The 13,156-nt window shown below is 59.4% G+C and carries 14 protein-coding genes; 2 read left to right on the top strand and 12 right to left on the bottom strand.

The features are described from left to right. Positions 1 to 64: 64 nt before the first annotated feature. Complete coding sequence (gene recJ, locus AACU78_RS24935) at positions 65 to 1,774, bottom strand: single-stranded-DNA-specific exonuclease RecJ (protein ID WP_106578319.1); 1,710 nt, start codon at positions 1,772 to 1,774, stop codon at positions 65 to 67. 189 nt (positions 1,775 to 1,963) lie between these two features. Next, complete coding sequence (locus AACU78_RS24930; protein WP_003193952.1) at positions 1,964 to 2,506, bottom strand: YaeQ family protein; 543 nt, start codon at positions 2,504 to 2,506, stop codon at positions 1,964 to 1,966. Between the two features lie 149 nt (positions 2,507 to 2,655). Here AACU78_RS24930 and AACU78_RS24925 point away from each other — a divergent pair, with 149 nt between their 5' ends. Beyond that, positions 2,656 to 3,855 carry a CaiB/BaiF CoA transferase family protein gene (locus AACU78_RS24925; protein ID WP_106578318.1) on the top strand — a complete coding sequence of 400 codons (1,200 nt, stop codon included), beginning with the start codon at positions 2,656 to 2,658 and terminating at the stop codon, positions 3,853 to 3,855. Continuing rightward, positions 3,855 to 4,742, top strand: a complete 888-nt coding sequence (locus AACU78_RS24920; protein ID WP_106578317.1) for a TIGR02285 family protein — start codon at positions 3,855 to 3,857, stop codon at positions 4,740 to 4,742. The genes AACU78_RS24925 and AACU78_RS24920 overlap by 1 nt, the downstream gene beginning before the upstream one ends. Before the next feature lie 178 nt (positions 4,743 to 4,920). On the opposite strand, the gene AACU78_RS24915 is transcribed toward AACU78_RS24920, so the two are convergent. The 10 genes from AACU78_RS24915 to rpsP form a co-directional block, all read right to left on the bottom strand. Continuing rightward, entirely contained in the window at positions 4,921 to 5,205 is a 285-nt protein-coding gene (locus tag AACU78_RS24915) for a DUF3509 domain-containing protein (protein WP_106578316.1), read from the bottom strand. Positions 5,206 to 5,616: 411 nt separating this feature from the next. Further along, positions 5,617 to 7,026, bottom strand: a complete 1,410-nt coding sequence (thrC, locus tag AACU78_RS24910; RefSeq protein ID WP_106578314.1) for a threonine synthase — start codon at positions 7,024 to 7,026, stop codon at positions 5,617 to 5,619. A 103-nt stretch (positions 7,027 to 7,129) separates the two neighbouring features. Continuing rightward, on the bottom strand, positions 7,130 to 8,434 hold the full coding sequence (locus AACU78_RS24905) for a homoserine dehydrogenase (RefSeq protein ID WP_106578313.1): 1,305 nt from the start codon (positions 8,432 to 8,434) through the stop codon (positions 7,130 to 7,132). A gap of 122 nt (positions 8,435 to 8,556) precedes the next feature. Next, a complete protein-coding gene (locus AACU78_RS24900; RefSeq protein ID WP_106578312.1) occupies positions 8,557 to 9,294 on the bottom strand; it encodes a thioredoxin fold domain-containing protein in 738 nt (245 codons plus the stop codon). A gap of 176 nt (positions 9,295 to 9,470) precedes the next feature. Further along, entirely contained in the window at positions 9,471 to 10,367 is an 897-nt protein-coding gene (gene xerD / locus AACU78_RS24895) for a site-specific tyrosine recombinase XerD (protein WP_106578311.1), read from the bottom strand. Positions 10,368 to 10,518: 151 nt separating this feature from the next. Then, a complete protein-coding gene (locus tag AACU78_RS24890) occupies positions 10,519 to 10,932 on the bottom strand; it encodes an acyl-CoA thioesterase (RefSeq protein ID WP_003193963.1) in 414 nt (137 codons plus the stop codon). 81 nt (positions 10,933 to 11,013) lie between these two features. After that, positions 11,014 to 11,364, bottom strand: coding sequence for a 50S ribosomal protein L19 (gene rplS / locus AACU78_RS24885; RefSeq protein ID WP_003175895.1), 351 nt, complete (start codon positions 11,362 to 11,364; stop codon positions 11,014 to 11,016). A 45-nt stretch (positions 11,365 to 11,409) separates the two neighbouring features. After that, positions 11,410 to 12,183, bottom strand: coding sequence for a tRNA (guanosine(37)-N1)-methyltransferase TrmD (trmD, locus tag AACU78_RS24880; protein ID WP_177343966.1), 774 nt, complete (start codon positions 12,181 to 12,183; stop codon positions 11,410 to 11,412). Continuing rightward, the gene (gene rimM / locus AACU78_RS24875; protein WP_003175898.1) at positions 12,165 to 12,701 is read right to left on the bottom strand and encodes a ribosome maturation factor RimM; all 537 of its coding nucleotides are present in this window, start codon (positions 12,699 to 12,701) and stop codon (positions 12,165 to 12,167) included. Before rimM ends, trmD begins: the two co-directional genes overlap by 19 nt. A 5-nt stretch (positions 12,702 to 12,706) precedes the next feature. After that, a complete protein-coding gene (gene rpsP / locus AACU78_RS24870; protein ID WP_003175899.1) occupies positions 12,707 to 12,958 on the bottom strand; it encodes a 30S ribosomal protein S16 in 252 nt (83 codons plus the stop codon). Between the last annotated feature and the right edge of the window lie 198 nt (positions 12,959 to 13,156).

Raw genomic sequence — 13,156 nt, 5'->3', positions numbered from 1 at the left:
CTGACTGAAGTACCGCTATCGGGAGCAAGCCCCCTCCCACATGTGTTTTTGCAGTTGTTTGAATTCAGCGCGGTTCGATGTGCGCAATCATCAACTGCACAGTCTCATTCCCACGAAACTCGTTCACGTCCAGCTTGTAGGCCAACTCGACCCAACGCACCGTCGGATTAGGCCAGACCTCACGGTCCACACCAAACGCAATGCCATCGAGCTTCACCGACCCGCATTCGCTCTTGAGCACCACTTTGAGGTGCCGCTCACCGACCACGCGCTGCTCGACCAACTGAAACACACCGTGGAACAACGGCTCGGGAAAGTGCTGCCCCCACGGCCCGGCATGCCGTAATGCGCGCGCCAGTTCCAGGTGAAACTCTTCCACCGCCAGCGTGCCATCCGACAGCAACCGGCCCGTCAGGTCTTCTTCTCGCAGTTGCCGACGGACTTCAGCGTCGAAGGCCTCGGCAAACAGCGGGAAATTCGCCTCTGGCAAGGTCAGACCGGCCGCCATTGCGTGGCCGCCGTATTTGGTGATCAGGCTGGGATGCTGGCTTGCGACGACCGCCAACGCGTCACGGATGTGAAAACCCTGCACAGAGCGCCCTGAGCCCTTGAGCAGGCCGTCACCGGCATCGGCGAAAGCGATGGTCGGGCGGAAATACCGCTCTTTCATTCGCGACGCCAGAATGCCGATCACGCCCTGGTGCCATTCCGGGTCGAACAGGCACAAACCATAGGGCATCGATTCCACCGGCAAGTCCTTGAGCTGGGCGAGCGCTTCGCGCTGCATGCCCTGCTCGATGGATTTGCGGTCCTGGTTCATACCGTCCAGCTGCGCTGCCATTTCCCGCGCGGCGGCGAAGTCGGTGGTGAGCAGGCATTCGATGCCCAGGCTCATATCGTCCAGGCGCCCGGCGGCATTCAAGCGCGGCCCGAGGATAAAACCGAGGTCGGTGGAGGTGATGCGCGCGTGGTCGCGCTTGGCGACTTCAAGAATCGCCTTGATGCCCGGCCGCGCGCGACCGGCGCGAATACGCTCCAGGCCCTGGTGTACCAGGATGCGGTTGTTGGCGTCCAGAGGCACCACGTCGGCGACACTGCCCAAGGCCACCAGGTCGAGCAACTCGCCGATGTTCGGCTGTGGCTTGTTGGCGTACCACCCCAGGCTGCGCAGTCGCGCGCGCAAGGCCATCAGCACATAAAAGATCACGCCCACGCCAGCCAGCGCCTTGCTGGGAAATTCGCAACCGGGCTGGTTCGGATTAACGATGGCATCTGCCGCCGGCAACTCATCACCCGGCAAGTGGTGGTCGGTGACCAACACCTTCAACCCTGCCGCCTTGGCCGCCGCCACGCCTTCGACACTGGAAATGCCGTTGTCCACGGTGATCAGCAACTGCGGCTCGCGCTGCAGCGCCACCGCAACGATTTCCGGCGTCAGGCCATAGCCGTATTCGAAGCGGTTGGGCACCAGGTAGTCGACATGGGCCGCACCGAGCAAACGCAGGCCCAGAGTGCCCACCGTGCTGGCAGTGGCGCCATCGGCGTCGAAGTCACCCACGATGAGGATGCGCTGGCGCTGCTCCAAGGCCGTCACCAGCAGGTCCACCGCCGCGTCGATGCCCTTGAGCTGCTGGTAGGGAATCAACCGCGCCAGGCTCTTGTCCAGCTCAGCTTCGGACTGCACCCCGCGTGCGGCGTAAAGACGGGTCAACAGCGGTGGCAATTCACCGAGAAACGGCAGGACAGCGGGCAACGGGCGAGGATCGATACGCATGGGGTAACGGAAACTTCTCTTCTAGTACAACGGTTAAACAACAATGCTGAATGCAACATGGATCAACTGTAGGAGCCGGCTCCCGTGGGAGCGGGCTTGCTCGCGAATGCATCACCTCGGTATCGCTGAAAGACCGAAGTGTCTGCATCGCAGGCAAGCCAGCGCCCACACAACCCGGCTCCCAGAATTTCAGCCGCGTTCGCCGACCAGCCATTGCAATTGCACTTCATGTTGGCCACGGTCGTCGGTCACAAAAATCGTGCCTTCACTGATCATCACGTCCCACTTGATCACGCGCGGCATGTCCTTGGCCAGGGTCTCGAGGACTTCCTGCGGCACGGCAGCGATGTGCACGTTCTTCAGGTTGTTGGCTACCGGCACCACTTTGCCTTCCCACACGCGCAAGCTGCCATAGGCGAGCAAACTGGTGCGCTCGGTACGTCGCGAACACCAGGTCAGGCGGTCGGCGTCAGGCTGGCCGACTTCGATCCAGTGCAGCACCCGATCATCCAGGCTTTTTTCCCACAAGGCTGGTTCGTCGACATCTGAAAGGCCACGACCGAACGCCAGTTGCTCGTTGTACCAGAGGGCGTAGGCCAGCAGGCGCACGGTCATGCGCTCTTCGGTTTCCGATGGATGGCGGGCGATGGTCTGTTTGACGCTCTCATACACCGAGCGATCGAGGTCGGTGAGGTTGAGTTCGAATTTGTAGGTCGTGGACGGCTGGGCCATGAACGGGCTTCTAGAGACAGGGAAAGGCGGCCAGTCTAACCGATGGTGAGGTCAATCAACGAATACTGCGCTGCATCATCCTTATCCCTGGGCCGCTCGCCTATGTTAAAAGGCATCACACCACCGTCCCGCGCTTGCTAAGGATCCTCATGTCGTTTAATGCCAAACCGCTTGCCGGCCTGAAAGTCATCGAACTGGGCACCCTGATCGCCGGACCGTTTGCGTCACGTATCTGTGCCGAATTCGGGGCCGAGGTGATCAAGGTCGAGTCTCCTGATGGCGGCGACCCGCTGCGTAAATGGCGCAAGCTGTATGAGGGCACGTCGCTGTGGTGGTTTGTGCAGGCGCGTAACAAGAAGTCGCTGACGCTCAATCTCAAGCACCCGGATGGCCTGGCGATTCTCAAACAGTTGCTGGCAGACGCCGACATCCTGATCGAAAACTTTCGCCCCGGTGTACTGGAAAAACTCGGCTTGAGCTGGGAAACCCTGCATGCCTTGAACCCGAAGCTGGTGATGGTGCGTCTTTCAGGTTTTGGCCAGACCGGCCCAATGAAGGACCAGCCAGGGTTCGGCGCGGTGGGCGAATCCATGGGCGGTTTGCGCTATATCACCGGTTTCGAAGATCGCCCGCCGGTACGCACCGGAATTTCCATCGGCGATTCGATAGCCGCCTTGTGGGCGGTGATTGGTGCGCTGATGGCGTTGCGTCATCGCGAAGTCAACGGCGGGCTTGGCCAGGTGGTGGACGTGGCGCTGTATGAGGCTATCTTCGCGATGATGGAGAGCATGATTCCGGAGTTTGATGTGTTCGGGTTTATCCGTGAACGCACCGGCAACATCATGCCCGGCATCACGCCGTCTTCGATCCATACCAGCGCCGATGGCAAGCATGTGCAGATTGGAGCCAATGGCGACGCGATCTTCAAGCGCTTCATGTCGGCCATTGGGCGTGAGGACCTGGCCAACGATCCGACATTGGCGAGCAATGATGGACGCGACAGCCGCCGTGACGAGCTGTATGGCGTGATCGACCGCTGGGTCAATTCGCTGCCACTGGACCAGGTGGTCGAGCAACTCAACCAGGCCCAAGTGCCCGCCAGCCGCATCTACAGCGCCGAAGACATGCTCGGCGACCCACAATTTCTCGCGCGGGAAATGTTCCTCAAGGCTCAGTTGCCGGGCGGCAAGGACTTCAAGATGCCGGGGATCGTGCCCAAGCTGTCGGACACGCCCGGCAGTTGTGAATGGGTCGGGCCGCAGCTGGGCGAGCACAACGGCGAGGTACTTAACCAATTGGGCTACGACACGGCGGCCATCACCCGCTTGCGCGAGGGCGGCGCGATCTGATGGCTGGCCCGTGTAGACGCTGGACCATTCCCTTGTGCTTCATCGGCGCGATGTTCGGCGTATGGCCGCTCGCCGTGCGTGCCGAGGACACGATGATCTGGTTGCTGCGCGACCTGCCGCCGCTGACCATCTTCGAGGGCCCACAGAAAGGCCAAGGGGCATTGGATCAATTGCTGCCCGTGCTCAGCGAGCGTCTGCCGCAATACCGGCACACCGTGATGCACGTCAATCGCGCCCGCGGCATCCAGATGCTGCGCGCCGCCTCCCTGACCTGCGACCCGTCGCTGCTGTGGACGCCGGAACGGGCGAAGTACATCGTGTTTTCTGCCCAGGCATTTGCGGTGGCGAGCAACGGCGTAGCCATAAGGCGAAACCAGCAAGCGACAATGACGCCCTTTATCGTCGACGAACACTTTGACCTGCAAGCCTTCCTCGACGCCCACAAAGCACGCATCGGCGCCACCGCCGAACGCAGTTACGGCCCCGTCATCGACGAACAGCTAAAAGGCGTCGATCCCCACATTCTGGCGCTACATTACGGCAATGACGCCCTTGGCAGCCTGCTGCAAATGCAACGCCTTGGGCGGCTGGAAGCGGTGCTGGGCTACTGGCCGGAAATCCGCTATCACGCCACGCAACAAGGCATCGCCGCACGAGACCTGGTGTTTTATCCCATCAAGGGCTCAGCGCCTTATCAGCGTACGCACATCGGTTGCTCGGATACGCCTCAAGGCCGCCTGGCCATGGCACGTATCGACCAGGTATTACGCGACATCCCGCAGGAGCAGTTACAGCAGTCCTACACATCGTGGCTGGACCCGGTCACGCGAGAACAATACTTGCGCGACAACCCTGGTTTTTTCCAGGATTCACCGAACCCTGAGTGATCACAGGACAAATCGCAGGCAAAAAGAAACCCCGAAGAGTGGGGAGACACTTCGGGGTTAAACGTGGCCTACAAAGACCAGTACAACAAGCCACAAACACCGGAGCACAATGTTTGCTCTTGCTGTTACAAAATCTGACCGGCCATGCTGTAGGAAGTTTCCCTAGTTAAACAATTCTTCATGCAAGGGCGCCATTGCGGGTCTGGGCAGCGCTGCGCAAGGCCGCGATGACGGACGGCTCCAGACGCCCTTCGGCGATTTTCAGATCGCGCAGCAAGCAATCCACCACATCCACCAGCACGCGTTTATCAGTCAATTGCGCGCGGTCGACTTCACGCTCGACAACGATGGCGCCGGCCGGGTTCTTCACGGTCACCAGGCATTCGTCCTGCACACCAGCGGTGGTCAATGTCACCTGATAAGGGCTCAGTGCTTCTTCGAGCAATAGGCTGATACTTTCCATCTCGATCACCACTCAATAGTTCGGGAACAATCGTTTCAACGGGAGCTGCATCTATCCTAAGTGACTGGTTATGACGTAGGAAAGTTCGCTTTATCGTCTTTATGGGGCCGTCAGGGAGTGACGTGAACCAGCATGCACTTGAAACATGACAGGCAAAAAACGCGCGCACACTCCTGCTTACGCATCGATGCCGAACAACGCACATGCAGTGCGCAAGCTCACAAGATCATCCGAGAGAATGCCTGGTACCCAATGGGTGTCGTCATGGCCATGTTTACGGTATTGGGCACCGTCGTAGCCCCTGCGCAGCAGCTGCTCGCGTAAGCGCTCGTAGCAAGCAGGCCTGCCTTAAACAAAAAACGCCGCTGACCCGAGGAAGGGAAAGCGGCGTTTTTGCCTACGCGGTTCGCCTTACAACGGCTTGCCACGGTTCCCGTGCTGGCTGACAAACGCCTGCACAGTCTTCAAGTCATTGGCCAGCACCGTGCAACGCTCTTCGCGCTCGAACAGGTCAGCCAAGTGCTCCGGCAATTCCAGCGCCTTGCCTACGCCCGCCTTCTCCACCGCTTCCGGGAATTTGACCGGGTGAGCCGTACCCAGAATGACCATCGGAATATCCAGGCTGCGGCGGCATTCGCGCGCTGCCTTCACACCGATAGCGGTGTGCGGGTCCAGCAGTTCGCCGGTCTGGGCATAGACTTCAGCGATGGTTTCGCAGGTCTGTGCATCGTCCACCGCCAGGGAGTCGAACAGCTTGCGCGTTTCGGTCCAGCGCTCTTGGTCGACGCTGAAACCGCCACCGCTCTTGAAGCTGCTCATCAGCTCGGCCAGGGCGGCGCCATTGCGACCGTGCATGTCGAAGAGCAGGCGTTCGAAGTTCGACGACACCATGATGTCCATCGACGGCGACAGCGTCGCGTGCAGGGTTTCCTTGACGTACTGGTTGCCGCTCATGAAGCGGTGCAGGATGTCGTTGCGGTTGGTGGCGACGATCAACTGGTTGATCGGCAGGCCCATGTTGCGCGCCAGGTAACCGGCGAAAATGTCGCCGAAGTTGCCGGTCGGCACCGAGAACGATACCGAACGCGCCGGGCCGCCCAGCTGCAGGGCTGCGTGGAAGTAGTAAACGATCTGGGCCATGATCCGCGCCCAGTTGATCGAGTTCACGGCGACCAGGCGCGTGCCCTTGAGGAAGCTCTGGTCGGCGAAGCTGGCCTTGACCATTTCCTGGCAGTCATCGAAGTTGCCTTCGATGGCGATGTTGTGGATGTTCTCACCAAAAATGGTGGTCATCTGGCGACGCTGCACTTCCGACACGCGCTTGTGCGGGTGCAGGATGAAGATGTCGACGTTTTCACAGTGCTTGCAGCCTTCGATGGCCGCCGAACCGGTATCACCGGAGGTCGCGCCAATGATTACCACGCGCTCGCCGCGTTTTTCCAACACGTAATCGAGCAAGCGACCGAGCAGCTGCAGGGCGAAGTCCTTGAACGCCAGGGTCGGGCCGTGGAACAGCTCAAGTACCCATTCGTTGCCATTGAGCTGACGCAATGGCGCGATGGCGCTGTGGGAAAACACGCCGTAGGTTTCTTCCAGGATCTTCTTGAAGTCTGCATCCGGAATGCTGCCGGTCACGAACGGGCGCATCACGCGGAAGGCCAGCTCGTGGTACGGCAGGCCGGCCCACGAAGCGATTTCTTCCTGGGTAAAGCGTGGCAGGTTTTCCGGCACATACAGGCCGCCGTCCGTGGCAAGGCCTGCCAGCAAAACGTCTTCGAAATTCAGGGCCGGTGCCTGGCCGCGGGTGCTGATGTAACGCATAGGGGCAAACCTTCGGTTTGGGCTTCAAGCTTCAAGTGACAAGCTGCAAGTAACAGCGGATCTGCTTTTACTTGCAGCTTGCAGCTTGGCGCTTGCAGCTGAATTAATTTAGATGTTCGACGCGAATACGAACGACCGGCCCAACCACGCCCTGAAGAGCTTCGAGAGCCCGGATGGCATCGTTCATGTGCTGCTCGAGCACGCGGTGGGTCAGCAGGATCATCGGCACCTGGCCGTTTTGCTCCTCGACTTCCTTCTGCATGATCGACTCGATGTTGATGCCGCGCTCCGACAGGATGCTCGCCACCTGGGCCAACACGCCCGGATGATCCTGGGCCTGGATACGCAGGTAGTAGGCGCTTTCGCAGGCTTCGATCGGCAGGATCGGGTGGGCCGACAACGAGTCCGGCTGGAACGCCAGGTGCGGCACGCGGTTCTCCGGGTCGCTGGTCATGGCGCGAACCACGTCAACCAGGTCGGCAATCACCGACGAAGCGGTCGGTTCCATGCCAGCGCCGGCGCCGTAGAACAGGGTCGAACCTGCCGCGTCACCGTTAACCATTACCGCGTTCATCACGCCGTTGACGTTGGCGATCAGCCGATCGGCCGGGATCAGCGTCGGGTGTACACGCAGTTCGATACCGGCCGGGGTGCTGCGCGCTACGCCCAAGTGCTTGATGCGGTAGCCCAAGGCTTCGGCGTAATTCACGTCGGCGGTGGTCAGCTTGGTGATGCCTTCGGTGTAGGCCTTGTCGAACTGCAGCGGGACGCCAAAGGCGATGGACGCCAGGATGGTCAGCTTGTGCGCGGCGTCGATGCCTTCAACGTCGAAAGTCGGGTCGGCTTCGGCGTAACCCAGGGCCTGGGCTTCGGCCAGCACGTCTTCGAAGGTACGGCCCTTCTCGCGCATTTCGGTGAGGATGAAGTTACCGGTGCCGTTGATGATCCCGGCCACCCAGTTGATGCGGTTGGCGGACAGGCCTTCACGGATCGCCTTGATCACCGGAATGCCACCGGCCACGGCCGCTTCGAACGCCACGATCACGCCCTTCTCGCGCGCCTTGGCGAAGATCTCGTTGCCATGCACGGCAATCAGCGCCTTGTTGGCGGTGACCACGTGTTTACCGTTCTCAATGGCCAGCAGCACCAGATCACGGGCCACGGTGTAGCCACCAACCAGCTCGATGACGATATCGATTTCAGGGTTGGTCGCCACGGCGAAGACATCGTTGGTAATCGCAATACCGGTCGTTTGGAACTGAGGCTTTGGCGTACGCGTGGCAATTTGTGCCACTTCAATCCCACGCCCTGCACGGCGGGAAATTTCTTCAGCATTACGCTGAAGTACGTTGAAGGTGCCGCCACCGACGGTCCCTAACCCACAGATGCCTACTTTGACCGGTTTCACTGAAGAACTCCCCATGAAACGGCCGACTCAAGGTCGGCCGTGGAAAACAGCCGCACAACTGCGGCTCTCAATTAATGCCCCGCCGACTGTTCGGCGGAGCATGATCGCCAAAGGCTCGACGATTACTGCTTACTCGCACCCAATGCCAGTTTGGCAACTTGTGGCGCCGGCTGGTAGCCCGGAATGACTTGGCCGTCAGCCAAAACGATGGCCGGTGTACCGTTCACGCCAATCGACTGACCCAAGGCAAACTGCTTGGAAACCGGGTTGGCGCATTTGGCCGCCTTGATTTCCTTGCCATCGACCATTTTGTCCATCGCGGCTTTCTTGTCGGTCGAGCACCATACCGCCTGCAACTGCTCGTCACCCGGCGAGCCCAGGCCCTGGCGCGGGAACGCTACGTAGCGCACTTCCACACCGAGCTTGTTCAGCGCAGGCACTTCGGCGTGCAGCTTGTGGCAGTACGGGCAGGTGGTGTCGGTGAACACGGTGATGTGGGTCTTGGTCTCGCCGATGGCCGGGTACACCACGGTTTCAGCCACCGGGATGCCGTTGATCAGCTTGGACACGCCCAGGCGCTCGGCCTTCTCGGTCAGGTTGACCGGCTTGCCATCTTTCAACTGGAACAGGTAGCCCTGAACGATGTACTGGCCATCGGCACTGGCGTACAGCACGCGGCTGCCTTTGAGCTTGACTTCATACAGGCCGGCCATCGGGCTGGCGCTGATGCTTTCGATCGGCGTGTCGAGCTGCAGGTTGGCCAGGCTCTTGCGAATCGTTTGCTCGGCGGCGTCGTCGGCGACAACAAAAGTGGAAACCAACGCAATCGCTGCGGCGGCAATAATCTGGGTCAAGCGCATGGGAACTCCTGAAGGCAGATGCAGGGACGGGTGTGGAACACCGATCTGAAAATACGGGGTCATACACACAAGGCAAACAAAAGTCTGACCGTCCCCTTTGCTAACCGGCAAAGCCTACCACAGTTGGGCCGGAGGGCAGACTGCGGCGGGCAAATTGGGCCGTTTCGGGTGGAATTTCATCCGCGCGGGTGGTGCTTGGCGTGCATATCCTGCAAGCGTGCCCGCGCGACATGCGTATAGATCTGGGTTGTGGATAAGTCACTGTGCCCCAGCAGCATTTGCACCACACGCAGGTCCGCACCGTGGTTGAGCAAGTGGGTGGCGAACGCATGGCGCAACGTGTGCGGCGACAGCGCCTTGCCGATCCCGGCCACCTTGGCCTGGTGCTTGATACGGTGCCAGAAGGTCTGGCGGGTCATCTGCTCGCCGCGCAGGCTGGGAAATAGCACATCGCTGGGCCGCCCACCGAGCAACTCGATGCGGGCATCACGCATGTAGCGCTCGACCCACACGATTGCTTCCTCGCCCATCGGCACCAAGCGCTCCTTGCTGCCCTTGCCCATCACCCGCAGCACGCCCTGCCGCAGGTTGACTTGCTCAAGGGTCAGGCTGATCAGTTCGGTCACGCGCAGGCCGCAGGCGTAGAGCACTTCGAGCATGGCGCGGTCGCGCTGGCCGATGGCTTCGCTGAGGTCAGGCGCGGCGAGCAAGGCATCCACGTCGGCTTCCGACAGGGATTTGGGCAATGGCCGGCCCAGTTGTGGCATGTCGATTTGCAGCGTCGGGTCGGTGGCGATGAGCTTTTCCCGCAGCAGGTAGCGATAAAAGCCACGCACGCCGGAGAGAAATCGCGCAGTGGAACGCGGCTTGTAGTTCTGCTCAAGACGCCAGGCCAGGTGATCGAGGATCAGCTCGCGACCGGCATTGATCAGTTCGAGGTTTTTTTCCTGCAGCCAACCATTGAACAAGGCGAGGTCACTGCGATAGGCCTGGCGGGTGTTGTCCGACAGGCCTTTTTCCAGCCACAAGGCGTCGAGAAAGCGGTCGATCAGAGGGTGGTCAATGGCGGGCATAGGGGCTCAGGCTGATGACTGGAGTGTCTGGTAGATCCTATCGCAGGCAAGCCAGCTCCCACATGGGTTTTGTGTTTTGCCTGATAGCATCATCAACACCGATCGAATGTGGAAGCTGGCTTGCCTGCGATGGCCGCGACTCGGTTCAGGATCAGTCAACAAACCCTGGCAGCACCGGCACCGGACGCTTGTCGGCATCGATCGCGACAAAGCTGAACACACCTTGGATCGCCTTTTCGCGACCATCGGCGCTCATGCTCTCGACGAACACTTCGACTTCGACCTTGAGGCTGGTGTTGCCCACCTTGATGACACGGCCGATCAGTTCAACGATAGAACCGGCCGGAATCGCGTGATTGAAATCAATGCGATCAGTGGAGACCGTCACCAGCGGCAAGCGGCAAAAACGCGTGGCCGTAATGAACGACACTTCGTCCATCCAGGCCAAGGCGGTGCCGCCGAACAGGGTGTTGTGGTGGTTGGTAGTCGGCGGGAACACAGCCTTGGTCACGTGGGTCACGGACAGGTCGGTGCGGCGCTGGATTTCTTCGAGGCGGGTGGTCATGGGCAAGTACCGGCAAGGGACAAATTTCAGGCACAAAAAAGCAGCCCGTAGGCTGCTTTTTTCTGCATCGGGAAGCTGGACTTAAGCCAGTTTTTCCTTGATGCGAGCTGCTTTACCGGACAGGTCACGCAGGTAGTACAGCTTGGCTTTACGTACGTCACCGCGACGCTTAACGGCCATGCTGTCGATTTGCGGGCTGTAGGTCTGGAAAGTACGCTCTACGCCAACACCGTTGGAGATTTTACGAACAGTGAAAGCACTGTTCACACCACGGTTACGCTTGGCGATTACCACGCCTTCGAACGCTTGCAGACGCGAACGGTCGCCTTCCTTCACTTTCACCTGAACGACAATAGTGTCGCCCGGGGCAAAGGTAGGGATCTCTTTGGTCATCTGCTCTGCTTCGAGTGCAAGGATGATTTTGTTAGTCATGCTGTGCTCCTAAGGTAAGTCAATGGACCTACCATCGATACGTTGTTAACTATCGTCCCGCGCGAGGATGTATTCCTCGAGCAGCTTCTTCTCTTCTCCAGAAAGCGAGCGGCTTTCCAGAAGATCGGCGCGTCGTTCATAGGTCCGACCAAGGGACTGCTGTAAACGCCAACGCCGGATGTGTGCGTGATTGCCACTTAGCAATACGTCGGGAACACGCTGATCCGCATACACCTCCGGTCGGGTGTAGTGCGGGCAATCCAGCAAACCATCCGTGAAGGAATCTTCCTCCGCGGAGTCCGCATGCCCTAAAGCTCCAGGCAGCAGTCGTGTAACCGCATCTATCAGGACCATCGCCGGCAGCTCGCCGCCAGACAGGACATAGTCCCCAATCGACCACTCTTCATCGACATGAGCTTCAATAAACCGCTCGTCAATGCCTTCATAGCGACCGGCAATCAGAATCAATGCTTCCTCATTCGCCAGTTCGCGTACCGCAGCCTGTTTCAGCTGACGGCCTTGAGGGGACAGGTAAATTACCTTCGCCTTCTCCCCGGCAGCTGCCTTGGCCTCAACCAACGCGTCTTCCAGGGGCTTGATCTTCATCACCATGCCCGGACCACCGCCAAATGGGCGATCATCCACAGTGTGATGTCGATCTGTCGTGTAGTCTCGCGGGTTCCAACAGGTAAGCTGCAACAGCCCCTGTTTCACCGCCCGACTGGTGATGCCGTACTCGCTGATGGCGGAGAACATCTCGGGAAACAAACTGATCACTTCAATGCGCAAATTAGCCACGCTTAGAAGTCCGCGTCCCATTCCACCTTCATCTCGCCCGCTGCCAGGTCGACGGCCAACACGCATTGCTCGGTATACGGCAACAGGCGTTCGCGATCATCCAGGCTGCCAGCGCAAGGCTTGACCACCATTACATCATTGGCGCCGGTTTCCAGAAGATGGTCGATTTTCCCGAGCAATTGCCCGAGTTGATCAATAACCTTCAGACCTTCCAGCTGGTACCAGTAGTACTCGCCGTCGGTCAATTCAGGGAACAGGTTGCGCGGCACGCAGATCTCATAACCGGCCAGAAGACGAGCTTCTTCACGATCATCAAGACCCTTGAGCTTTGCGACCAGGAACTTATCGCTCCCGCGTCCACTGACCAGCTCGACCTGTTTCACACTACCTTCGCGCTTGAGCGTCCAGGTTTTGTACTGCAACAGGTTTTCAGTCGGATCCGTAAAGGAATACACCTTCACTTCGCCGCGAACGCCATGAACAGAGTAAATCTTGCCGATAACGATCAAATCATCAGCAACAGCTGGCGTCGCGTTCATATTGCTCAGGCTGCGGCCTTAGCCGAGTCCTTCAACAGTTTTGCAACGCGCTCGGATGGCTGTGCACCCACGCTCAGCCAGTAGGCTACGCGCTCTTGGTTCACGGACAGACGAACTTCTTGACCACGAGCAACAGGGTTGAAGAAACCAACCTGTTCCTTGTGCGAACCGTCGCGCGGGTTGCGGCTGTCGGTTACGGTCAAGTGGTAAAACGGGCGCTTTTTGGAGCCGCCAAGGGCAAGACGGATTGTTAGCATGTGAACATCGTTCCTGTAGTCGGTGCTGCAAATCTAAATGCACAGCGGGCATAGGTGCCCGAAAGGCCGCATATTCTAAGGAATATCCGGACTTTTGCAAATGTCTTTTTCTGGCGCCTATCAGCGTGCCACTCAGATCTGCTATAGAGCCGTCGGTTAAAACGGCGAGTCAGCTCCCGCTAACCGCGGGTTTGCTGG

This window comes from Pseudomonas sp. R9.37 (assembly GCF_963878885.1).
Classification (GTDB): domain Bacteria; phylum Pseudomonadota; class Gammaproteobacteria; order Pseudomonadales; family Pseudomonadaceae; genus Aquipseudomonas.
This window is presented reverse-complemented; position numbering and strand designations above follow the sequence as displayed.

Excerpts from the sequence above, each read along its gene's own strand:
- recJ (WP_106578319.1), bottom strand. The coding sequence starts at position 1,774 with ATGCGTATCGATCCTCGCCCGTTGCCCGCTGTCCTGCCGTTTCTCGGT.
- AACU78_RS24930 (WP_003193952.1), bottom strand. The coding sequence starts at position 2,506 with ATGGCCCAGCCGTCCACGACCTACAAATTCGAACTCAACCTCACCGAC.
- AACU78_RS24925 (WP_106578318.1), top strand. The coding sequence starts at position 2,656 with ATGTCGTTTAATGCCAAACCGCTTGCCGGCCTGAAAGTCATCGAACTG.
- AACU78_RS24920 (WP_106578317.1), top strand. The coding sequence starts at position 3,855 with ATGGCTGGCCCGTGTAGACGCTGGACCATTCCCTTGTGCTTCATCGGC.
- AACU78_RS24915 (WP_106578316.1), bottom strand. The coding sequence starts at position 5,205 with ATGGAAAGTATCAGCCTATTGCTCGAAGAAGCACTGAGCCCTTATCAG.
- thrC (WP_106578314.1), bottom strand. The coding sequence starts at position 7,026 with ATGCGTTACATCAGCACCCGCGGCCAGGCACCGGCCCTGAATTTCGAA.
- AACU78_RS24900 (WP_106578312.1), bottom strand. The coding sequence starts at position 9,294 with ATGCGCTTGACCCAGATTATTGCCGCCGCAGCGATTGCGTTGGTTTCC.
- xerD (WP_106578311.1), bottom strand. The coding sequence starts at position 10,367 with ATGCCCGCCATTGACCACCCTCTGATCGACCGCTTTCTCGACGCCTTG.
- AACU78_RS24890 (WP_003193963.1), bottom strand. The coding sequence starts at position 10,932 with ATGACCACCCGCCTCGAAGAAATCCAGCGCCGCACCGACCTGTCCGTG.
- rplS (WP_003175895.1), bottom strand. The coding sequence starts at position 11,364 with ATGACTAACAAAATCATCCTTGCACTCGAAGCAGAGCAGATGACCAAA.
- trmD (WP_177343966.1), bottom strand. The coding sequence starts at position 12,183 with ATGGGACGCGGACTTCTAAGCGTGGCTAATTTGCGCATTGAAGTGATC.
- rimM (WP_003175898.1), bottom strand. The coding sequence starts at position 12,701 with ATGAACGCGACGCCAGCTGTTGCTGATGATTTGATCGTTATCGGCAAG.
- rpsP (WP_003175899.1), bottom strand. The coding sequence starts at position 12,958 with ATGCTAACAATCCGTCTTGCCCTTGGCGGCTCCAAAAAGCGCCCGTTT.